Origin of the sequence: Amycolatopsis sp. NPDC051371 (assembly GCF_040682155.1) — a bacterium.
GTDB lineage: Bacteria > Actinomycetota > Actinomycetes > Mycobacteriales > Pseudonocardiaceae > Amycolatopsis.
The window spans coordinates 40,252-61,667 of the sequence record NZ_JBFBAG010000018.1 but is presented as its reverse complement, the minus strand read 5'-3'; the positions used below and the strand labels follow the sequence as shown (position 1 = coordinate 61,667).

The following is a 21,416-nucleotide window of genomic DNA, read 5'->3' as shown; positions in this document are numbered from 1 at the left end:
GCCCGGGCGATCACGGTGACCTGGACGTCGAGGTGCTCTTCACCGAGCCTCGGGTCGCCTGCGTCCCACGCACCGAACGCCACATTGGGGCGCTCAGCCGAGCGCGCTCGTCCGGACCCGGTCCACCACTGCGCCGCGCTGCCACGCCCGGCTCACCCGGACCAGCCAGGCCGCTTCCGCCTCGACGTCCGCGTCCGCCTCCGCGAGGTACCCGGCCTCGCCCTCCCCAGGCTCGAACCTTCTGCCCTGCCGGCCCGCCTCGATCGCCGCGGCCAGGGTCACCGCCTCGACCGTCGGCGCCACCTCGGCTTCCGGAACTCCCGCCCGGCGGGCCGCCGTCTCCGCCCGGGCCGGAAGGTCCGGGTCGAAGTGGGCTCGGAGCGCCAGGTGACCGTCGCGGATCTCGATCACCCTGCGGTACAGCGCGAACTCGGCGCCGCCCGTCAGCTCGCGGCCCGGGTCCAGCGCGATGCCCGGCACCGCCGCGCGCAACGCCGTCCACAACGGCTCGATGCGGCGGTACGCCCGGTAGGCCCGCACCCGGCCGATCACCGACGTCACCGCCGGCGACCACGCGCTGAGCGTGGCACCGGCCGTCACGAACCCGATCGTCGTCGCGGCGAGCACCGACGACGGCAGGTCTTCGCGGGCGCCGATCCGCGCGGTCTGGGCGAGCTGGCGGACGTCGTCGATGTCCCAGAACGTCCACGCGAACGCCGCGCCCACGCCGACCACCAGCAGCCACAGCCCGGTGCGCAGCGGGCCCGGGTCCGCGTGCCACGCGCTGCGGGCGAACACCGCGATCAGCAGGCCGAGGCTGATCAGGCTGTAAGCCAGGAAGACGAGCTTGTCCGCCAGCGCGAAAGGCAGGCCGGCGTCCGCAAAGACCGTGTCGTCGCCGACGCGCCGCGGACTCGAGAGCACGAAGCACGCCGCGAGCACCACCATCGTCGCGCCGGTGAACAGGGCGTGCGGCGCGAGCCGGGCGCCTTCGCCGCGCCATACCGACTGCGTGAACGCCACGGCGAAGCCGATCGCGCCCAGCTTCAGCTCGTCGCCGGCCAGGCTGAGGACCCATTCGGCTACCGGCCCCTGGCCGGCGAGGGCGGCCATCGCGGGCGTCAGCACGAGGATGCCGGTGGCGATGCAGATGCCGAACCCGGCGAGGAACCACATGGTGCGCACCGGCTGGCTGCGGCGCGCCTCGACGAGCTTGTACCCGAACCCGGCGAACCCGACCAGGCACAGGTGGTAGGCCAGGGTCTCGATCACGGCGTCCGGCGGCGGGACCGGCCGCCGAAGAGGGAGTCGAAGCGCCGCAGGCCGTCCGGGGCGTCGGGCGCGAGCTCGCGCGGCTCCCCGGGCCGGACGACGCGCTGGGCGAGCAGGCTCGCGACGAGTTCGGCTTCGCGCTCCTCGACCTCGGTGTAGGTGGTGCGGCCGAGCACGCGCCGGACCAGCTCGGGCGAGAGGCTGGGCATGAGCTGCCGCCCGGCCGCGGCGTCGATCGCGACACCGTCCGCGCCGCCGGCCGGGCCGGTGTGGCCGCACAGTAGGTGGCCGACCTCGTGGAGCAGGATGTGCTGCCGGTGCAGGGCGGTGGTGGTGGTCGGGTAAAGGATGTAGTCGGCGCGTTCGGTGCTCATGAGCAGCCCGCAGGGAGCGCCTTCGGGAGCGCTGACGGGCATGAGCTCGATGGGACGCCCCCGCCCGGCGGCCAGGCTCGCGACGAACGCCTCGGCATCGAAGGGCTCGGGAAGGGTGACGCCATCGGCGACCTCACGCGCCCGCTTCCACAGCGCACGCCCCGGTCGCCGGCGCCACGATGTACGCGCCACGTCAGCCCTCCCTCACGCCGCGACCCCACGGCTCCGGCCGGTTCAACGCGGCGACACCGGCGGGGATACGCGAGGGGAGCAAGATCGGCCGCACGGATTTCGAGCCGGCGGATCGACGACTCGCGAGAGCGCTCGGCCTGCAGCTCAACCCCGTGGGCAGGTGGGTGTGCGACGCAAGGCTCAGCCCGGTTACCGCTCCTGCGAACGCCGTCACCTCAGCCCTCCCTCTTCGGTCCGCCGCGACTCGCCTCCCTCCGGGCGATCGCGTCGACCATGTCGCTGATCGTGTCGAGCCCGTCCGCCGACAGGGTCACCGCGCGCAGGGCCAAGTCGCGGACTCCCGCGTCGCGGAGGGCGCCCAGCAGGGCCAGCTCCTCGGCGATCTTCTCGCTCTGCTCGTCGTCGAAGAAGTATGCCGGAGGCACTCCGAAGAACTGGGCCAGTGCTTCGAGGTGCCGCTTCGTCGGGTTGTCGCGGCGGCCCGTGCGCAGCTGCCACAGGTACGTCGTCGAGAAGCTCTCGCCTGTTGCCTCACGGCAGGCCTTCGCGACCTCTTCGTTGCTGTACGGCTCCCGATCGGGCCTGCGGACCACGTGGAACAGCCGGTCGATCTTGTCGGCCAGCGTCGACTTTCCGGGCTCCTTGACCACGATGCACTCCCTCAGCTGCCAGGCACATTCATCCTAGCTGAAAGCTGAACACCATTTATCAACGCAAGTTGGCGCGAGGCCGCGGCTGGCATCGCGGACAGGAGAACGACGACCGGTTCATGAACGGCTCCCGCCGGATCGCCGTGCCGCACCGGTGGCACGGCAGCCCTTCCTGCCCGTACGCGTCCAGCGACCGGTCGAAGTACCCCGACTGCCCGTTGATGTTCACGTACAGCGCGTCGAACGAAGTGCCGCCCGCGCCCAGCGCCGCGTTCATCACGTCCGACGCCGCCGACAGCAGCTCGCGGCCCTTCGCCATCGTCAGCTTTTCGGTCGGCCGGGACCCATGCAGACGAGCGCGCCACAACGCCTCGTCCGCGTAGATGTTGCCGATGCCCGACACCAGCGTCTGGTCCAGCAGCGCCCGTTTGACCTCGGTGCGCCGCGACCGCAGCGCGCGCACCGCCGCGTCGAGGTCGAACGCCGGGTCCATCGGGTCGCGCGCGATGTGCGCGATCGTGTCCGGCAGCAGGATGTCGTCGCCGACGTCGTGGACGTCGTCGAGCGCCAGGCCGCCGAACGTCCGCTGGTCGACGAACCGCAGCTCCGGGCCGTCGTCGTCGAAGCGCAGCCGCACCCGCAGGTGCTTCTCGTCCGGCGCGCTCTCCGGCTGGACGAGCATCTGCCCGCTCATCCCGAGGTGGGCCAGCAGCGCTTCCTTGTCGGACAGCTCCAGCCACAGGTACTTGCCGCGGCGCCGCGCGGCCTCGACGCGGGTGCCGATCAGCCGCTTCGTGAAGTCCTCCGCTCCCAGCGCGTGCCGGCGGATGGCGCGCGGGTGCAGGACCTCCGCCTCGCGGATGGTCCGGCCCGCGACGTGCGCCTGCAGACCCAGGCGGACGACTTCGACCTCGGGGAGTTCGGGCATGCGTTCATTGTGCCCGGGAGGTCTGACACTTTTCGAAAGGCGCTGTTACGGGGCGCTCGGTCCGACGTCGGCCTTCGTCAGCGGGACCCGCGTCGCACCGGAGGAGACGTACTCGTCCGCGCCGACGTCGAAAGCGCCCGAACGGGACTGCAGGTCGAAGTCCTTCGCCGCCGACGGGTAGGAACCCACGCCCGCGTCGATCGCCGGGCTCCCCGAAGCCAGCCGGTACAGCCCGGCCGCGTCCTTCACCAGCTTCGGATCGACGTTGCGAGACGGGACACCCGCCGAACCGCCGAAGGTGATGTTGCCTTCGTACTTCACCGTCGACCCGCTGGGCAGCGTCACCAGAGTGCTGCTCGTCCCCTTGACGATGTTGTCCGCGACCACGCAGTCCTTCGGCTTGAAGTCGCCGCCGTCGCCGTCGATCACGCTCTTCGAACCCAGCACCGTGTTGTAGGCGACCGTCACCCGATCGGGTCGATCGTGGAGCTTGCTCGCCGGCCCGCTGTCGGCCTCGTCGCCGGACCCGAACACGATCGCGCGGTCGCCACTGTTCGCGACGTAATTGTTCACGATCTTGTGGTCGTTGCCGTGGAACCGGATGCCCGACCCGAACAGCAGGTTGCCCTCGACGACGCTGCGGTTGCCGTGGCGCAGCACGATGTAGCCCTTGCTGTCCCGGATCGTGTTGTACCGCACCACGTTGTCGGACGACTTGACCGAGATCGCCTCGCTGTCACCGTCGGCCTTCTCGAACAGGTTGTTCTCGATCAGCGCGTTCGCGGTGTACGACTGGCGGTCGCTCAGCCCGAGCCGGATCGACTCGCCGCCGTTCGAACCGGCGAACTGGTGGTTGAAGAAGTAGTTGTGGTGCACGTGGACGCGCTTGGCCATGGCACCGGACGGCCCGAGGATCTGCAGGAACACACCCTGGCTGGTGCGGTTCTGGAAGACGTTGCGGTCGACCACCGTGTCGTCGCCGCTCACGGTGACCCAGTTGCCGTCACTGGTGAGCTGGAAGTCGTTGCGGGTCAGGCGGTTGTGCGACGCGCCGGCAGGAATGCTCAGGGACGCGCCGTTGCGGAACTTGAAGCCCCGCAGGACCACGTTCGAGACGCCGCTCGCGAAGGCGAACGTCTTCGAGCCGGTGATCGTGGCCTTGCCGGTGTGCTCGGCGGCGACCGTCACGGGTGCCGCACTGGTGCCGGACCGCTTGATCGAGAGCGTCGAGCCCGCCGAGTACGAGCCGTCGGCCACCACGATCGTGTCACCCGGATTCGCCTTGTCCAGCGCGGACTGCAGCGCCGACAGCGAGGTTACGCGGATCTGCGCCGCCGACGCGGAGGGTCCGGGCACGACGACGAGCGCGGCCACGATCAGGGGAATCAAGAACAGACGCATCCGCCATACCTCTCAGTGAGTACAAGCGCGGCGGATGATCATCACGCTACTGAGTGGCAGGCGGAACCGTCAACGGACGTTCCCGGTGATCAGGACTCCGGTTCGTCCTTCTTTTCGGCCTTCTCGGCTTCGAGCTCGGCCGACAACGAGCGCCAAGCCGTCTCGGCGGCCTTCTGCTCGGCTTCCTTCTTCGTCGACCCGTTGCCGTTGCCCAGCGGGCGGCCGGCGACGAGGACGGTGGCCGTGAACTCCTTGCGGTGGTCCGGACCGGTGTCCTCGACGCGGTACTCGGGCACGCCGAGACCGGCCGACGCCGTCAGCTCCTGCAGGCTGGTCTTCCAATCGAGACCGGCACCGCGCAGCGGAGCTTCGGCGAGCAGGCCGTCGAAGAGGTGGTGCACGAGCTTGCGGGCGATCTCGATGCCGTGCGCGAGGTAGACGGCCCCGATGACGGCTTCCAGGCCGTCCGCGAGGATGCTCGCCTTGTCCCGGCCGCCGGTGAGCTCTTCGCCCTTGCCCAGCAGCAGGTGCGCCCCGAGCCCGCCCGCGCCGAGCCCGCGCGCGACCCGGGCCAGCGCGTGCATGTTGACGACGCTGGCGCGGAGCTTCGCGAGCTGACCCTCGGGCAGGTCGGGATGCGTGTTGTACAGGTGATCGGTGACGACCAGGCCGAGCACGGCGTCACCGAGGAACTCCAGCCGCTCGTTCGGCGGCAGGCCACCGTTTTCGTACGCGTACGAACGGTGGGTCAGCGACAGCTCGAGCAGCTCGGGGTCGAGTGTGACCCCGAGCGCTTCGAGCAACGGCGCCGGATCGGCTGGTGGTCCCCCGGGCGTCTTGCCCCCCATGTCGGCTACCCGATCAGGCGGGCTCGACGACCTGGCGGCCGTTGTGCTGGCCGCACGACGGGCACGCGATGTGCTGGAGCTTCGGCTGCTTGCAGGCGCGGTTGGAGCAGGGCACCAGCTGCACCGGAGCCGCCTTCCACTGGCTGCGGCGGGAGCGCGTGTTGGATCGCGACATCTTCCGCTTCGGGACGGCCACGAGTAGATCTCCTTAAGACGGTCTGCTCGCGGTGCGAGCGAACTTCCTCCGCAACGAGCTGGGGCGCTCGTCAGGCTTGCTCGGCGGGACCCGGCGCAGGCTTCTCGCCCGCATTCTCGTCGAAGCGCTCGACCAGTGCGGCCCACCGAGGGTCTATCTTCTCATGCCCGTGTCCGGGCTCGAGATCGGCCCACTTGACGCCGCAGTCGATGCACAGCCCGGCGCAGTCTTCGGTGCACAGCGGCGCCAGCGGCAGGGCGAGCACGATGGCGTCGCGCACGGTGGGCTCGAGGTCGATGCGGTCGTCGACCAGCCGGGGGATCTCGTCCTCGTCGGTGGTCTCCTCGGTGACCGAGCCCGGGTAGGCGAACAGCTCCTGGACCTCGACCTCGACCTCTTCGGTCAGCGGGTCGAGGCAGCGCGCGCAGGCGCCCTTCGCGGTCGCCGTCGCGGTGCCGCTGACCAGGACGCCCTCGACGACGGACTCGAGCAGCAGGTCGAGCTTGAGCTCGGAGCCGGCGTCGATGGTGATGACATCGGGGACGCCGAGTGGCGTCTCCACCGGCACGCTGCGCGTGATCGCGCGGCTGAGGCCGGCGTGACGGCCGAGCTCACGGGTGTCGATCACCCAGGGGCTGCGGTCGTCGAGCTGGGGGGTTTTGTTCTCGGACATCCAGTCCAGGGTACGCACCGGGTGCCGGCCCTTTCGAGCTGGCCACCCGCGCGGGCCGGACGAATGCCGGAAGCGCAGCCCCCGCCCTTCCCTGGGGCCGGCCCCGCCTCCAGCGTATCGGGGGCGGCCGACGGAAAGCCGGGAAAACCGCAGCTCGGACCGGGTTGTCCCCATCACGACCGGGCTGTGGGCAACTCGGCTCGAGGTCAGGACCACGGGGCCACTGAGAGGCTCGTCACACCTGGTAGTCGTACAGCGTCGGGCGGCCGCCCGAGTTCGGCAGGTTCGCCGGGGAACGCAGGTGGTTGCGACCGGAGTCGACCGTTCGCAGCGTCGTCGCCAGCAGCTCCGAGAACTCCGCCAGCTTTCCGTCCACGTACGCGTCGCAGTCCGCGCGCTGGCGGTCGGCCTCCGCGTGGGCCTCGTCGACGATCCGCGCCGACTCCGCGTGCGCCGCCTGGACGACCTCCGTCTGCGCGACCAGCCGGGACTGCTCAAGACGGCCGTCCTCGATGGCGCGGTCGTAGGCGTCGCGGCCGGCCTGGATCATGCGCTCGGACTCGGCGCGGGACCGGTCGGTGAGGTTCTGGTACTCGGCCTGGCCCGCCGCGACCGTGCGGTCGGCCTGGTCGTGCGCGTCGGCGAGCATCTGCTCGGCCCGGGCGCGCGCGTCGGCCATGATGCGCTCGGCCTCGTCGGTGGCGTCGGCGATCGCGCGCTCGGCTTCGGCGTTCGCGCCGGCGACCGTCTCCCCCGCCTCCTTGCGGGCGGCGTGGATCAGGTCGTCACGCTTGTCGAGCACGTCCTGCGCGTCGTCGACCTCCGCCGGAAACGCGTCGCGGACGTCGTCCAGGAGCTCGAGCACGTCGCCGCGGGGCACCACGCAGCTGGACGTCATCGGAACGCCGCGCGCCTCCTCGACGATGGTGACGAGCTCGTCGAGCGCCTCGAAAACCCGGTACACGGCAACTCCAATCCCCTGTCGCTGAGATCAGTCTGCCCGTTTTCCCCGCGGAACCGGTGAACGCCACCGGCACCGGGCGTGTCCCCCTGGACCACGCCCGGTGCCGGACCCCCTTATGGCAGCACGAAGGCCGGATCGGTGATCACCTTCGTGAGCTGTTCTTCGGTCAGCGGATAGCCGAGGCCGCCGGTCACGATCACCGTCGAGCCGTCGGGGTGGTAGAGGAACCCGGTGATGCCGTCACGCACGGGAGTGCCGTTTTCGTCCAGGTAGACGAGTTCGGAGAGCACGAGGACGCCGCCGTCGGGTTGCGGGAGCCGGACACAGCGCGCCTCCGAGCCGGACGCGGTGCAGAGCCGGTCGGCCGGCACGACCTGGTGCGCGGCCCGCGCCCCGCGCACGGTCAGCTGGAAGTTCCCGGGCCGTCCGCTCGAGTCGACGAACTCGGCCGTCACGCTCATCCGCTCCGGCCCGATGCTGTCGGCCGACGACCGGCCCAAGGTCAGGTCGTGGACGCCGGGCAGCGCCCGCGTGACGGCATCGGCGAGCACCAGCCGGATCCGGGACTGCTCGGCGAGCGACGGCGGCACCGGTGCCGCCGCGGGTACCACCGGTGCCGGCGACGGAACCAGGAACGCCGCGGCCACGACCGCGACGGTCGCGACGACCACCGCGGCGGATCGCCGCCGGACCTGCCTCGCCGCGCGGTCGGCGACCTCGTCCGGGTCGAACCCGAGCGGCGGCTCGGCGAGCTCCACGTCCCGCAGGCGGGTCTCGAGATCGGTCATCACGCGCTCCTCTCCGCGCTGTGCTCGAGGACGTCCCGAAGGGTCTCGAGCCCGCGCGCGGCCTGGCTCCGGACGGTTCCTTCCGAGCAGCGCAGCACTTCCGCGACCTCCGCGGCCGGCAGGCCGGCGCAGTAGCGGAGCACGACGGCGGCGCGCTGCTTGGGGGGCACTTCGGCGAGGGCGTGCAGGAGCGAGCCGGAGATCCCGGCGTCGACCTCGGGCGAGGGCCGGTCCGGCACGACACCGTCACGGCGTTCGCGATGGCGCCACGGCCGTCGCCGCTCGTCGAGCCAGCAGCGCAGCAGGACCTGCCGGGCGTAGTTGTCGACGGGCCCGCGCCGGGTGATCTTCGGCCAGACCCGGTAGAGCTTGACCAGGGCGTTCTGCACCAGGTCCTCGGCGAGGTGCCAGTCGCCGCAGAGCAGGTACGCCGTGCGTCTCAGCGCCAGCGCCCGTGCCCGGGCGAACTCCCGGAAGTCCGCGTCGTCCCCAGCGCGCATCGCGCCTCCCTCGTCGTCGTCCCGGTGTACCTCACGGACGAGGGGGCGCGGCGCGTTGCACGGAACTCAGGAATTCAGGTCGATCCGCTTGAAGGTGACGTAGTGGTCGGGTGTGTAGGCCAGCTCGCCCGCCTTGCCGGAGATCACGCGGTCGTTCGTGCCGACGTTGAACAGCTTGTAGTAGCCGGACGCGCAGGCCGGGAGCACGCCTTCGCGGTTCTCGTACGTCGTGCTGCTGGTCCCGCCGCCGCGGACGTTGTCCACCACCGTGCGAGCCGCCGCCGAAAGCTGGGAGTAGCCGATCTTCGTGAGGCCGGACAGGTCGCCGCAGGCGTGCGTCGTGCCGCCGCCGCTGATGTCGATGACCTTGAAGGTGGCGTAGTGGTCACCGGTGTAGAAGTACTCGCCGCCGCTGCCGGTCACGATGCGGCGCGTGCCGCGGTTGCTCGAGCCGGGTGTCGGGACTGTGTACTCGTGGTAGTAGCCCGACGCGCAGGACGGGAGGATGCCTTCCCGGTTGTCGAAGACGACGCCGTCGTTCTGCGGGTACGGGAAGGGGCCCCCCTTCTGGATCAGGTTGTACGTCGTCGTCGCCTCGGCGGGCAGGGCCGGGAGCGTCGTGTGGGAGAACCCGGACAGGTTGCCGCACGCGTTCTGCGCGGCCGTCGTGTTCGTCACCGCTTCGGCGGCGGTGACCCCCGTGAACAGCGTGGCCAGGAGCGCGAAGAGGACCGCGACCAGGCGTGATCGATAGTTGGTCATTTTCGGACCGTAACCCGACCGGATGATCGTCAGAAGAAAAGAACGTGAACTGGGGCGGCACCGGCCGCAAGTCCCGACGAACGTAGGGGGCCGATCAGCGCCCGAGCTTCGGGAACTTCTCCGAGAGGCGCTCGTAGACCACCGGCGGGACCAGGTTCTCGACGTCGCCGCCGAGGGCCGCGACCTCCTTCACCAGCGAGCTCGACACGAACCCGTACACCGGGTTGTTCGCCATCAGCAGCGTCTCGACGCCGGTGAGCTCGCGGTTCATCTGCGCCATCTGCAGCTCGTAGTCGAAGTCGCTGACCGAGCGCAGGCCCTTGGCGATCGCCACGATGTCGTTCTCGCGGCAGTAGTCGACCAGCAGGCCTTCCCACGAGTCGATCCGCACGTTCGGCAGCTTCGAGGTGATCTCGCGCAGCATGTCCAGGCGCTCTTCGAGCTCGAAGAGGCCCTTCTTGCTCTTGTTCACCCCCACCGCGACGACGACCTCGTCGAACAGCTGGGCCGCCCGCTCGACGATGTCCAGGTGCCCGTTGGTGGCCGGATCGTAGGAACCGGGACAGACCGCACGCCGCATGGCGCGGACGCTACCGTGCCGCAGGTCGCGGCGCCCGCTCTGCCGCGCGTGGCCCACGTCACGAAGTGCCGTAGTCCGCCCAGAAGACCGCCGTGTCGCCGTACTTCTTCGCGCGCGAGGGCTCGAAGCCAGCCGGCCAGTCCGGCTCGCCGTCGCGGGCCGCGCGTTCGACCACGACCAGCGCGCTCTCCCCCAGCCAGCCGCCCGTCGCCAGCGACGCCAGCACCTTGCCGAGCGCGGCCGCGTCCACGGCGTAGGGCGGGTCGGCCAGCACCAGGTCGTACGGCCGGGGCGCGGGCGCCGCGACCACCGCCTCGACCTGGCCGGCGCGGACCGTGCCGCCCAGGCCCACCGCCGCGACGTTGCCGCGCAGGACGTCCACCGCGCGCCGGTCGGCCTCGACGAACAGCGCGTCCGCCGCACCGCGGGAAAGCGCTTCGAGACCGAGGGCGCCGGAACCGGCGTAGAGGTCGAGGACGTGGGCGCCGTCCAGCTCGCCCGCCGTCTCCAGGGCGTTGAACAGGGCCTCTCGCACGCGCTCCGACGTCGGCCGGGTGCCCTTCGGGGGCACCTTCAGCCGCCGCCCGCCCGCCGTCCCGGCCACGATCCTGGTCACCCCCCGATTGTGCGGGGATGACACGAAGCACTGAAGGCCGGGACATGGATGAACCCGCCGCACTCAACGCGTAGAGTCGTTCTTCGCCCTCGGAGGCGATCCAGAGCTGTCAAGGAGCCATGCGTGTCGGAACCTCGGGTCAGACGGGCCGAGATCGCCATCGAACAAGCCCACGTCGATCGCGTGTACACCCGTCTGGACGAACTGCGTGCCCAAGCCGAGGCGATGCGGACCAAGGGCTACGAAATCGGCCAGGGCGCGCAGCGCGAGGCGATCTTCGAGCAAGCGTCGATGCTGTTCGAGCGCGACATGATGGTGTACCACGCCAACCAGACGCTCCAGACGCTCGACGCCGAGTACGAGGGGCTCGTCTTCGGCCGGCTCGACCACCTCGAGGACGCCGAACGCACCTACGTCGGCCGGCTCGGCATCCGCGACGCCGAGTTCGACAACCTCGTGACGGACTGGCGAGCGCCGGCCGCGGCCGCGTTCTACCAGGCCACGGCCGAGGAACCGATGGACGTCGTGCGGCGGCGCGTGATCCGCTGCTCCGGCCAGAACGTCCTCGACGTCGACGACGACGTGCTGATCGCCGACGCCGTGCCCGAGGACATGCAGATCGTCGGCGAAGGCGCGCTGATGGCCGCGCTGGGGCGGTCGCGCGGCGAGAAGATGCGCGACATCGTCGCGACCATCCAGAAGGAGCAGGACGAGGTCATCCGGGCGCCGTGGCGCGGCGTCACCGAGATCACCGGCGGCCCGGGCACCGGCAAGACCGCGGTCGCGCTGCACCGCGCGGCCTACCTGCTGTACCGCTACCGCCGTCAGCTGGGCGGGGCCGGCGTGCTCGTGATCGGGCCGTCCGGCGTGTTCACCAGCTACATCTCGCGCGTCCTCCCCTCGATGGGGGAGACGAACGTCGAACTGCGCGCGCTCGGCGAGGTCCTCGACGGCCTGGAGGCGACGCGGCAGGACGCGGCGCCGCTGGCCGCGATCAAGGGGTCGCTGCGGATGCGGAAGATCCTGCTGCGGGCGCTGCGGGACACCCCGCCGGAGGCGCCGGAGGAGATGCGGATCGTCTACCGCGGCGAAGTCCTGAAGCTGAACGCGCGGGAGCTCGAGAAGGTCCGCCGCAAGGCCCACACCCAGGGCGCGCCGCCGAACCGGTCGCGGATCCGGGCGGCCGACATGCTGCTCGACGCGCTCGCGACGAAGGCCGAGGGATACGCGAAGGCCGACGGCAAGCCGTTCGACCGGGCGGAGCTGATCACCGACCTGGGTGAACGGATCGACTTCCACCGGTTCCTGGTGGTGTGGTGGCCGGTGCTGTACCCGGCGCAGATCCTGAAGTGGCTGGGCGAGGAGAAGCGGCTCGCCTCGGTGTCGAAGGGCGTCTTGAACCGGCAGGAGATCTCGCTGCTGGCGGCGGACTTCGCGGACCGGTCGCGGGGCTGGTCGATCGCGGACGTCGCGCTGCTCGACGAGCTGCGCGTGCTGATCGGGCCGCCGCCGAAGCGCAAGCGCCGTCAGGTGATCGAGGTGGAGCCGCAGCGGTCCGGCGGCTCCCCGACCCGCCCGGAGCACTACGACGAGTACTCGCACGTGGTCGTCGACGAGTCGCAGGACCTCTCGCCGATGCAGTGGCGGATGGTCGGCCGGCGCGGCAAGTACGCGAGCTGGACGGTCGTCGGCGACCCGGTGCAGAGCTCGTGGCCGGACCCGGCGGAGGCGGCCCAGGCACGCGACCAGGCGTTCGGGGTGAAGACCGCGCGGCGGCGGTTCACGCTGCGGACGAACTACCGGAACTCGGCGGAGATCTTCGACCTCGCGGCGAAGGTGGTAGCCGGGCACGCGGAGTCGGGCGAGCTGCCGGTGGCCGTGCGCAAGACGGGCGTGGAGCCGGAGGTCCGCCCGGTGGAGGCGGCGGGCCTGGCGTCCGCGACGCAGGCGGCGGTGAAGGAGCTGCTGGGCGAGGTCGAGGGCACAGTCGGCGTCATCACGGCGATGGACCGGGTGCCGGAGGTCACGGGCTGGGTGTCGGGGCAGGCGGACGAGCGGCTGAAGGTCGTCGGCAGCCTGGATTCGAAGGGCCTGGAGTACGACGCGGTGGTGCTCGTGGAGCCGAACGACCTGATCACCGAGTCGACGACGGGGCGGCGGGTGCTGTACGTGGCGCTGACCCGGGCGACGCAGCAGCTGATCGTGCTGGCCTCGAACCCGGACTGGATCCCGGCCGGCTGACCCGGGGAAAGCGCCCCAATGTGGCCTTCGGTGCGCTCAACGCACCGAAGGGCCCCTTGGGTGCGGTGAACGCAACCAAGGCCACATTGGGGCGCTGGTGCCGACCCGGGGCGGACACGCTGAAGGGCCCCTTCGAGGGGCGGGAGGCAGGGTTCCCGTGCCCTTGAAGGGGCCCTTCAGACCCCCGGTGATGAAACGTCTCGTGGGACGAAGCTCGCCCGAGGGCATGTCTAGTGGACAAAAGTTGTTCGGTGTCCGCGCGCCGGCACCGAACAACAACGCCGGACAACTCGTTATGGGCAGGGCGGGGCGTAGTCGATGCCGGGGAGGTTCGCCGACCACTCCGCCGGCGTGATCCGGGGCGCCGCGACCACGCAGATCCTCGCCGCCGCCCGGCCGGGGTCGGTCTCGGCGAACCGGACCGTGCCGTCCGCGACGGTTCCCACCAGCGTATGGCCGTCCGGGGCGTACTGCACGGCGTAGACCCGGTCGCCCTCCTCGGGCAGCACCGCGGACGGCTCGCGCCGGGCGACGTCCCACAGCCGGACCGTGCGGTCGTAGCTGCCGGAGGCCAGCACGCGGCCGTCGCCGCTGAAGGACACCGACATGACGATGTCGGTGTGCCCGGCGAGGACCGCCGAGCCGTGCGCGGCGGCGGGGTCGGTGACGTCCCACAGGCGGATCACGCGGTCGGCGCCGGCGGTCGCCAGTGTCCGGCCGTCGGGGCTGAACGCGACCGAGAAGATCGTGTCCGTGTGCCCTTCGAGCTTCGAAAGCGGCCGCGGGGACCGGGGCGCCGACACGTCCCACAGCCGCGCGGTGTGGTCCCAGCCCGCGCTGGCCAGCGTCCTGCCGTCCGGGCTGAAGGCGAGCGTGTGGACGTCGTCGTCGTGGCCTTCGAGCTTCGCGATCTCGACCGGGTGCAGGCGGTCGGCGAGGTCCCAGAGCCGGGCCGTGTGACCGTCGCCCGCGGTGGCGAGCAGCTTGCCGTCGGGGCTGAACGCGACCGCGTCGATGTCGTCGTGCGGCCGCGAGAACACCACCGGCGGCCCGGGGTGCACGGGGTCGGTGATGTCCCGCAGCGACATCGTGTGGTCCCAGCTGCCGGTGGCCAGCGTCCGGCCGTCCGGGCTGATCGCGACGCCGCAGACCGCGTCGCCGAAGCCGCCGACGGTGGCGACGGTCCGGGGCGCGGCCGGGTCGGCGAGGTCGTGCAGCCGCACCGCCTTGTCGTAGCCGCCGGTGGCGAGCACCCCGCGGCCGAACGCGGCGCGGCACGCCTGCGCCGTGTGGGCGGGAATCGCCGGACCGGGCAGGTCCCAGAGCCGGGCGGTCTGGTCGTCGCTGGCCGTGGCGAGGGTGCGGCCGTCGCGGGTGAACACCGCGGAGCCGATCGCGCCGGTGTGCCCGGGCAGGGACGCCAGCTCGCGCGGCTGCCGCGGGTCGGCGACGTCCCACATCCGCGCCGTGCGGTCGAAGCCGGTCGTGGCCAGCGTGTGGCCGTCCGGGCTGAACGCGACCGACCGCACGATCGCCTTGTGCGCGCCGAGCGAGGACAGCTGTACCGGCGCGGCCGGATCGGTGACGTCCCACAGCCGCGCGGTCTGATCCTGGCTCGCCGTGGCGAGGGTGCGCCCGTCGAGGCTGAACGCGACCGAATGCACGACGTCGGTGTGCCCGGTCGCGACGCCGAGCTGACGTCGCGAGGCGACGTCCCAGACGCGCGCGGTCTTGTCGGCCGACGCGGACGCGAGCAGCCGGCCATCGCGGCTGAAGGCGAGGTTGTTGACGTACGACGTGTGCCCGGTCAGCTCCCCCGCCGGCCGCGGGTGGGCCGGGTCGGTGGTGTCGTACAGCCGGAGCGTGCCGGCGACGTCGCCGGTCGCCAGCAGCCGACCCACCGGGCTGAACGCGACCGCGTAGGACTTTCCTTCGTGCTGCTCGACGACGATCCCGGGACCCGGCCGGGCCGGGTCGCCGACGTCCCAGATTCGGACGGTGCCGTCGAAACCGGCGGTGGCGACGGTCCGGCCGTCGGCGCTGAAGGCGACGTTGTTGACGTTGCCGGTGTGCCCGGTGAGGACGCCGAGTGGCACCGGGTGGTGGCGGTCGTGGACGTCCCACAGCCGCGCCGTGCCGTCCCAGCTGGCGGTGGCGAGAACCTGGCCGTCGGGGCGGAGGGCGACGGTGTTGACCCGGCCGGTGTGCCCGGTGACGCGGGTCGAATACGGCGTCGCGAACATGCCGAGCACGCTGCTGCGCGCGTCGGCGCTCGGGTCGAGCCGGTACGCGGCGAGCGCGAGCTGCGCGGCCAGCGCGGGGTTGGTCGCGCGCATGGCCAGCGCCTGGCCGGCGACCTTCTGGGCGAGCGCGCTGTTGCGCTGGTCGGTGGCCGTGCTCTCGGCGCGCACGGCGTACGCGGTGGCCGCGACGGCGACGACCAGCAGCACGGCGAGCAGCGCGACGAGCTGCCGCAGCCGCCGCGTGCGACGCCGGTCGCGCTCCTGCTCGGCGTGCTCGACGGCGAGGCTCGCGTCGAGGAACCGTCGTTCCCGCTGGGAAAGCGCGGTGTCCTGGCGCGCGGCCCACTCCCGCGCGATGGCCAGCCGGGTGCCGCGGTAGAGCCAGCCGGGGTCCTCCTCGACCGACTCCCAGGCGTCGGTCGCCTCGGTGAGCTGCCGGTGCACACGCAGGCCTTCGCGGTCCTCGGTGAGCCACTCGCGCAGCCGCGGCCAGCCGCGGATGAGGGCTTCGTGGGTGATCTCGATGCCGGTGTCGTCGAGGGTGACCAGGCGCGCCGCGGCCAGCTCGCCGAGCACGACGGCGGTGTCCTCGTCTTCGGTGTCGAGCTCGGCCCGGCTGATCCGGCGTTTGGTGTCTTCGGTGCCTTCGCCGAGCGCGGTCATCCGGAGGAAGATCTGCCGGGCCAGCCGCTGCTGACGCGCCGAGAGCGTCGCGAAGGTGCCTTCCGACGTCTGCGCGACCGACCGCTCGATGCCGCCGCCTGCCTCGTACCCGGCCAGCGTGAGCGTGGTGCCGCGCCGGCGCCGCCACGTTTCGAGCAACGCGTGCGAGAGCAGCGGCAGCACGCCGGGCCGGCCGGTGGCGTCCGCGACGAGCCGCGAGACCAGGGCGTTCTCGACGCGGTACCCGGCGTCGACCGCGGGCCGCGAGATCGCCTGCCGGAGCTCCTCGGTGGTCATCGGGCCGACGAGGACCTGCGCGTCCTGCATGGCTTCGGCGAGGTCCGCGTGCCGCGCGCAGTGGGTGTAGAAGTCGGTGCGGATGCCGAGGACGACCCGGGTGCGGCTGCCGGGTTCGGTGGTGGCGGTGACGAGCGCGCCGAGGAACCGCGTGCGCTCCTCGTCGTCCTGGCAGAGCGTGAAGACCTCTTCGAACTGGTCCACGACCACCACGACGTCCGTGTCCTCGGCTTCGGCCAGCTGCCGGGCCGCCAGCCCGAGGTTGCGCGGGTGCGCGGCGAAGTCGTCGAGCAGCGCGCCGGGCGCGAGGCCGAGCGCGGCCGCGAACTTCACGGCGCACTCCTGCAGCGGCCGGGCGCCCGGGGTGAGCAGCACCACCGGGTCCTTCACCGACGGCAGCAGGCCGGCGCGCAGCAATGAGGACTTCCCCGAACCGGACGCGCCGAGGACGGCGAGAAAACGCTGTCTCGAAAGCCGGCCGACGAGCTTTTCGACCAAGCGTTCCCGGCCGAAGAATCGGCTCGCGTCGGCGGGCCCGAATGCGCTCAGGCCGACATACGGCGGCTTTTCCCCGGTTTCCGGCTCGGGTGGTGAATCGTCACCGTCGCGGCGTGAGCCGTCGGCCACGGCGTGCCAGCGCTCTTCCCATTCGCCGGGAACCCCGCCGCAGGCCCGGACGTAGGCCAGAGTCACGGCCAGGCTGGGGAGTTTGCGTCCGCCGGCGGCCTCGGAAAGCGTCCCGGCCGAGTAGTGCGCGCGCCGGCCGAGCTCGCGGTACGTCGGATTCCCAGCACTCTCCCTCAAACGCCGGAGATCGGCCGCGAATTCGATCAGCGGATCGTCTCCGGGATCCAAGGGTCGTTCCGGACGCGGCACCCGTCCTCCCTTTTGTCCGCCGGTTTGTCCCCAACCGTATCGGGTGCCGCGCCGCGTCAGGGTTCGTTCGGCGAAACCAGCCGCCGGTGGACGGCTTCGGCGTCGACGCCCAGCTCCGCGAGCAAGTCGGCGGCCGGATCGGGCGGGGTCACCTTCAGCAGCGCCCGCAGCAGTTCGGCCGGTTCCCGCGGCCTTCCGCGGATGGCTTCGTTGACGACCGCGCGGGCGGTCGACGTCAATGCGCCCGGCGACAACCGGCCGCGCTTCACCGGAACCTCGGCCGGCCGTAGTCCTTCCACCTCGATGCCGAGCGCCGCCAAGGCCGCGCGATCGAGGCGATCGAGGGCCGCGCGGGCCTCGTCGACAGTCTTGCCGAGGGCCCGGGCGCTGTCCGGGTCGTGGAGCAGGCCGAGCAGCAGGTGCTCGGTACCGAGGCGCCGGTCGCCGCGGCGGCGGGACTCCTCCAGGGCCGCCGTCACCACGACGGCGAACGGGCTCTTGGCGATCAGCCGGTCGAGCACCACGGCCTCACTTCCCGTACTTCGCGTGCACGGACTGGCGGGCGACGCCGAGGGCGTCCCCGATCTGCTCCCACGACCAGCCGCGCTCCCTCGCGTGCGCGACGGCGGCCGCCTCGACCTGCTCGGCGAGCCGGTGCAGCGCGCCGACCGCCCGCAGCGCGACCGCGGGGTCGGTTTCCGAGATCCGCCCCGAAAGCTCTTCCGCTTCCATGGTCCGTCAGTTTAGCCTGACATCTCATCCGTCAGTTCAAACTGACACCTGGGAGGAAGTCATGGATGTCGCGGTGATCGGTGCGGGCCCGGTGGGCCTCATGCTGGCGGCGGAGCTGCGGCTCGGCGGGGCCGAGGTGGTGGTGCTCGACCGCCGGGCCACGCCGGACGAGCGGCCGCGGGCGAACGGGCTCGGCGGCCGGATCGTCGAGCAGCTCGACCACCGGGGCCTGCTGGAGGTGTTCCGGGCCGAGGCGGGCTTCGCCGGGCCGTTCCCCGGGTTCCCGTTCGGGCCGGTGCCGTTGACCTTCACCGGACTGGACTCGCCGATGCGCGGGCTCATGCTGCAGCAGCCGCGGATGGAAGCCCTGCTGGCCGCCCGCGCGACCGAGCTCGGCGCGGAGATCCGGCGGGGTCACGAGCTGGTCGACCTCGACACCGTCCGCGGCCCGGACGGCTCCTATCGCCTGGCGGCGAAGTACGTCGCCGGCTGCGACGGCGCGCACAGCCGCGTCCGCGAGCTGGCCGGGATCGGGTTCCCCGGCACCACCGACGACGAGCTGATGCGCCTCGGGCACTTCCGGGCCGACGCCGGCCTGTTCACGACGGTGCCGGGCCTGGTGCGGGGCTGGAACCGCCGGCCCGGCGGCCGGGTGCTGGTGACCTCGCTGACGCCGGGCGTCGTGATCGCCGGCGTCCGGGAGGTGACTGAGGTGTCATCGGAGCCGGCCGGCGAGCCGACGCTCGGCGAGTTCCGCGACGCCGTGCGGCGCGTGCTCGGGACCGACCTGCCGCTGGACGAGCCGCTGTGGCTGTCCCGGACGGTCAGCTCGGCCCGGCTCGCCGAGCACTACCGCGCCGGGCGGGTGCTGCTGGCGGGCGACGCGGCGCACGTCTTCCCGGCCGGCGGCTCGTCGCTCAACGTCGGGCTGCTGGACGCGGTCAACCTCGGCTGGAAGCTCGCCGCCGTCGTGCGCGGTTCCGCGAACGAGGCCCTGCTCGACAGCTACCACGCGGAGCGGCACCCGGTCGCCGCGCGGACGTTGACGCACACCCGCGTCCAGGCCCTGCTCGACCGCCTGACCGGCGAGGACGGCGACGCGCTGCGGACACTCTTCGGCGAGCTGGCGGCGCTTCCGCAGGCGACGCGGCACCTGGCCGGGCTGCTGCGGGACGCCGACGAGCTGCCGTACGTCCCGGATCTGCCGCTGACCGTCGGCGGCCGCGCCACCCGCGTGGCCGAGGTCATGCGCGCGGCGCGTCCGGTGCTGTTCGACTTCACCGACCGCGCCGACCTGCGGGAAGCCGCCGGTCCGGACGTGAAGATCGTCACGGCGGACTGCCCGGAAGCCCCGGCCGAGGCGCTTTTCGTGCGCCCGGACGGCGTCGTGGCGTGGCAGGGCGGAGATCCGGCGGCGCTTCGGGAAGCAATGACGGCACCGGGGCGTTGACCCCGGTTGTGAGCTCACTGCCTGACGTGCCGCTGTCCGTGCTCGACCTGTCCCCCGTTTCCCAGGGGAACACCGTCGGCGAGACGCTGCGAAACACCTTGGACCTCGCCCGCGCCGCGGAACGGCTGGGCTACCACCGCTATTGGCTGGCCGAGCACCACAACATGCCCGGCATCGCCAGCTCGGCGACGGCCGTGCTGATCGGCCACGTCGCCGGCGCGACCGAGCGCATCCGCGTCGGCTCGGGCGGGATCATGCTGCCCAACCACGCGCCGCTGGTGGTCGCCGAGCAGTTCGGCACCCTGGAGGCGTTCCACCCGGGCCGCATCGACCTCGGCATCGGCCGCGCGCCGGGCACCGACCAGCGGACGGCGCTGGCGCTGCGCGGCCCGGGCGGGCTGTCGGCGGAGAACTTCCCGGAGCACCTGCAGGAGCTGATCGGCTACTTCACCCACTCCGAGGCGCGCGGCGTCAACGCGGTGGTGGCCGAGGGCAACCAGCCGCCGGTGTGGCTGCTGGGTTCGAGCGGCTTCAGCGCCCAGCTGGCCGGCCGCCTCGGCCTGCCGTTCTCCTTCGCGCACCACTTCGCCGCGGAGAACACGATCCCGGCGGTGCAGCTCTACCGGGAGAACTTCCAGCCCGGCGTGCTCGACGAGCCGTACGTGATGCTCGGGGTGTCCGTGGTCGCCGCGGAGACCGACGAGCGTGCCCAGTTCCTCGCCGCCCCGTCCGGCCTGACGTTCCTCAGCCTGCGCCGCGGCCGTCCGATCGCGCTGCCGACGCCGGAGGAGGCGGCCGAGTACCCGTACACGGAGATGGACCGCGCGTTCCTGGCCGAACGGTTCGGCTCGAGCATCATCGGCTCGCCGGAAACGGTCCACAAGGGACTCGAGCAGCTGCTGGCCGACACCGGCGCGAACGAGCTGATGATCACGACGATGGTCCACGGCCACGCGGACCGCGTCCGCTCCTACGAGCTCCTGGCCGGCCTCAAGTCCTGACGAGCGAGCTGAAGGGCACCTTCCTCCCACGAGACGCGACGAAGGTGCCCTTCGGCGTATCCAGTGCTACAAAGGTGCCCTTCGGCCCACTCCCGCATCCGGGACGGGATTTTCTTTTCCTTCTTTGACAACAAGATCCGGACCATTTGTCAGCGCCGGACAAGAAATGCGCGGTTACCAGCCCGTGACCGCGTGATCCCGCTCAAGTTCTTGTCTCCCAGCAGGGCCGTCGTTAGCGTACCGACCAGTAGGAAACGGCACGGTGTCCCCCGAGACCGTGAATGGCCGACAATGTTACCCCGTTCGGACCATTTCCCCTTGCTCGACTCGGGTGTATTCGACGTGCCGTCGGAACCGCTGGGGAGGCACACGAATGGCGGAACGGACGACGACGCCGTCGTTCCCCGGGGCCGCCGCGCTGCGGCAGACCGGACGGCTCTACGGGCTCGGCCTCGACGTCGTCCGGCTGACGTTCCGCCGCCCGTTCCAGGTGCGTGAGCTGATCCAGCAGTTCTGGTTCATCGCGAGCGTCTCGATCCTGCCGACGGCGCTGGTCTCCATCCCGTTCGGCGCGGTGATCGCGCTGCACATCGGGTCGCTGACCACGCAGATCGGCGCGCAGTCCTTCACCGGCGCGGCCAGTGTCCTCGCGATCATCCAGCAGGCCAGCCCGATCGTCACCGCGCTGCTCATCGCCGGGGCCGGCGGCAGCGCGATGTGCGCCGATCTGGGCTCGCGCACCATCCGCGAAGAGATCGACGCCATGGAGGTCCTCGGCGTCTCGCCCGTCCAGCGGCTGATCGTGCCGCGGGTGCTCGCCGCCATGGGTGTGGCGGTCTTCCTGAACGGCATGGTGAGCGTCGTTGGCGTGCTCGGCGGTTATTTCTTCAACGTGATCATGCAGCACGGGACGCCGGGGGCGTACCTGGCCAGCTTCTCGGCCCTGGCCCAGCTGCCCGACCTGTGGATCAGCGAGGTCAAGGCCATCATCTTCGGCTTCGTCGCCGGGGTGGTCGCCGCCTACCGCGGGCTGAACCCCAAGGGCGGCCCGAAGGGTGTCGGCGACGCCGTCAACCAGTCCGTGGTCATCACGTTCCTGCTGCTGTTCGTGCTGAACCTCGTGCTCACCACCGTCTACCTGCAACTCGTGCCGCCCAAGGGGAGCTGAT

21 protein-coding genes are annotated in these 21,416 nt (G+C 71.6%); 4 read left to right on the top strand and 17 right to left on the bottom strand.

What is annotated here, in order from left to right:
* Positions 1-93 precede the first annotated feature (93 nt).
* From AB0M59_RS22610 to rsmD, 14 genes are all read right to left on the bottom strand, one after another.
* Positions 94-1,272, bottom strand: coding sequence for an MAB_1171c family putative transporter (locus tag AB0M59_RS22610; protein WP_364617898.1), 1,179 nt, complete (start codon positions 1,270-1,272; stop codon positions 94-96).
* Positions 1,269-1,838 carry a hypothetical protein gene (locus tag AB0M59_RS22605; RefSeq protein ID WP_364617896.1) on the bottom strand — a complete coding sequence of 190 codons (570 nt, stop codon included), beginning with the start codon at positions 1,836-1,838 and terminating at the stop codon, positions 1,269-1,271. The genes AB0M59_RS22610 and AB0M59_RS22605 overlap by 4 nt, the downstream gene beginning before the upstream one ends.
* Before the next feature lie 215 nt (positions 1,839-2,053).
* Entirely contained in the window at positions 2,054-2,488 is a 435-nt protein-coding gene (locus tag AB0M59_RS22600) for a helix-turn-helix domain-containing protein (RefSeq protein ID WP_364617894.1), read from the bottom strand.
* Positions 2,489-2,546: 58 nt separating this feature from the next.
* Positions 2,547-3,416, bottom strand: a complete 870-nt coding sequence (gene mutM, locus AB0M59_RS22595) for a bifunctional DNA-formamidopyrimidine glycosylase/DNA-(apurinic or apyrimidinic site) lyase (protein WP_364617892.1) — start codon at positions 3,414-3,416, stop codon at positions 2,547-2,549.
* A 45-nt stretch (positions 3,417-3,461) separates the two neighbouring features.
* Complete coding sequence (locus tag AB0M59_RS22590; RefSeq protein WP_364617890.1) at positions 3,462-4,817, bottom strand: polysaccharide lyase 6 family protein; 1,356 nt, start codon at positions 4,815-4,817, stop codon at positions 3,462-3,464.
* Positions 4,818-4,906: 89 nt separating this feature from the next.
* Positions 4,907-5,665 (bottom strand): ribonuclease III, encoded by a 759-nt coding sequence (rnc, locus tag AB0M59_RS22585; RefSeq protein WP_364617888.1) that lies wholly within the window; start codon positions 5,663-5,665, stop codon positions 4,907-4,909.
* A gap of 13 nt (positions 5,666-5,678) precedes the next feature.
* Positions 5,679-5,861 carry a 50S ribosomal protein L32 gene (gene rpmF, locus AB0M59_RS22580; protein ID WP_013223689.1) on the bottom strand — a complete coding sequence of 61 codons (183 nt, stop codon included), beginning with the start codon at positions 5,859-5,861 and terminating at the stop codon, positions 5,679-5,681.
* 70 nt (positions 5,862-5,931) lie between these two features.
* Positions 5,932-6,534: a YceD family protein gene (locus AB0M59_RS22575; protein WP_364617886.1), complete on the bottom strand. Its 603-nt coding sequence runs from the start codon at positions 6,532-6,534 to the stop codon at positions 5,932-5,934.
* 235 nt (positions 6,535-6,769) lie between these two features.
* Positions 6,770-7,498 carry a DivIVA domain-containing protein gene (locus tag AB0M59_RS22570; RefSeq protein WP_364617884.1) on the bottom strand — a complete coding sequence of 243 codons (729 nt, stop codon included), beginning with the start codon at positions 7,496-7,498 and terminating at the stop codon, positions 6,770-6,772.
* Positions 7,499-7,611: 113 nt separating this feature from the next.
* On the bottom strand, positions 7,612-8,286 hold the full coding sequence (locus tag AB0M59_RS22565) for a hypothetical protein (protein WP_364617882.1): 675 nt from the start codon (positions 8,284-8,286) through the stop codon (positions 7,612-7,614).
* Entirely contained in the window at positions 8,286-8,786 is a 501-nt protein-coding gene (locus tag AB0M59_RS22560) for a SigE family RNA polymerase sigma factor (RefSeq protein WP_364617880.1), read from the bottom strand. The genes AB0M59_RS22565 and AB0M59_RS22560 overlap by 1 nt, the downstream gene beginning before the upstream one ends.
* 66 nt (positions 8,787-8,852) lie before the next feature.
* Positions 8,853-9,548 carry a ribonuclease domain-containing protein gene (locus AB0M59_RS22555; RefSeq protein WP_364617878.1) on the bottom strand — a complete coding sequence of 232 codons (696 nt, stop codon included), beginning with the start codon at positions 9,546-9,548 and terminating at the stop codon, positions 8,853-8,855.
* A 94-nt stretch (positions 9,549-9,642) separates the two neighbouring features.
* On the bottom strand, positions 9,643-10,128 hold the full coding sequence (coaD, locus tag AB0M59_RS22550; protein ID WP_364617876.1) for a pantetheine-phosphate adenylyltransferase: 486 nt from the start codon (positions 10,126-10,128) through the stop codon (positions 9,643-9,645).
* A 58-nt stretch (positions 10,129-10,186) separates the two neighbouring features.
* The gene (gene rsmD / locus AB0M59_RS22545; RefSeq protein WP_364617874.1) at positions 10,187-10,744 is read right to left on the bottom strand and encodes a 16S rRNA (guanine(966)-N(2))-methyltransferase RsmD; all 558 of its coding nucleotides are present in this window, start codon (positions 10,742-10,744) and stop codon (positions 10,187-10,189) included.
* Positions 10,745-10,867: 123 nt separating this feature from the next.
* Here rsmD and AB0M59_RS22540 point away from each other — a divergent pair, with 123 nt between their 5' ends.
* On the top strand, positions 10,868-12,985 hold the full coding sequence (locus tag AB0M59_RS22540; protein ID WP_364617872.1) for an ATP-binding domain-containing protein: 2,118 nt from the start codon (positions 10,868-10,870) through the stop codon (positions 12,983-12,985).
* 293 nt (positions 12,986-13,278) lie between these two features.
* On the opposite strand, the gene AB0M59_RS22535 is transcribed toward AB0M59_RS22540, so the two are convergent.
* The 3 genes from AB0M59_RS22535 to AB0M59_RS22525 form a co-directional block, all read right to left on the bottom strand.
* The gene (locus AB0M59_RS22535) at positions 13,279-17,043 is read right to left on the bottom strand and encodes a hypothetical protein (RefSeq protein ID WP_364618100.1); all 3,765 of its coding nucleotides are present in this window, start codon (positions 17,041-17,043) and stop codon (positions 13,279-13,281) included.
* Between the two features lie 77 nt (positions 17,044-17,120).
* A complete protein-coding gene (locus AB0M59_RS22530) occupies positions 17,121-17,588 on the bottom strand; it encodes a Clp protease N-terminal domain-containing protein (protein WP_364617870.1) in 468 nt (155 codons plus the stop codon).
* Positions 17,589-17,592: 4 nt separating this feature from the next.
* Positions 17,593-17,796: a helix-turn-helix domain-containing protein gene (locus tag AB0M59_RS22525; RefSeq protein WP_155545168.1), complete on the bottom strand. Its 204-nt coding sequence runs from the start codon at positions 17,794-17,796 to the stop codon at positions 17,593-17,595.
* A 61-nt stretch (positions 17,797-17,857) separates the two neighbouring features.
* On the opposite strand from AB0M59_RS22525, the gene AB0M59_RS22520 reads away from it, so the two are divergent.
* The 3 genes from AB0M59_RS22520 (at position 17,858) to AB0M59_RS22510 (ending at position 21,415) form a co-directional block, all read left to right on the top strand.
* Positions 17,858-19,246, top strand: coding sequence for an FAD-dependent monooxygenase (locus AB0M59_RS22520; protein WP_364617868.1), 1,389 nt, complete (start codon positions 17,858-17,860; stop codon positions 19,244-19,246).
* 8 nt (positions 19,247-19,254) lie between these two features.
* The gene (locus tag AB0M59_RS22515) at positions 19,255-20,247 is read left to right on the top strand and encodes an LLM class flavin-dependent oxidoreductase (protein ID WP_364617866.1); all 993 of its coding nucleotides are present in this window, start codon (positions 19,255-19,257) and stop codon (positions 20,245-20,247) included.
* Between the two features lie 373 nt (positions 20,248-20,620).
* Complete coding sequence (locus AB0M59_RS22510; RefSeq protein WP_364617864.1) at positions 20,621-21,415, top strand: ABC transporter permease; 795 nt, start codon at positions 20,621-20,623, stop codon at positions 21,413-21,415.
* The last annotated feature ends 1 nt before the right edge of the window (position 21,416 follow it).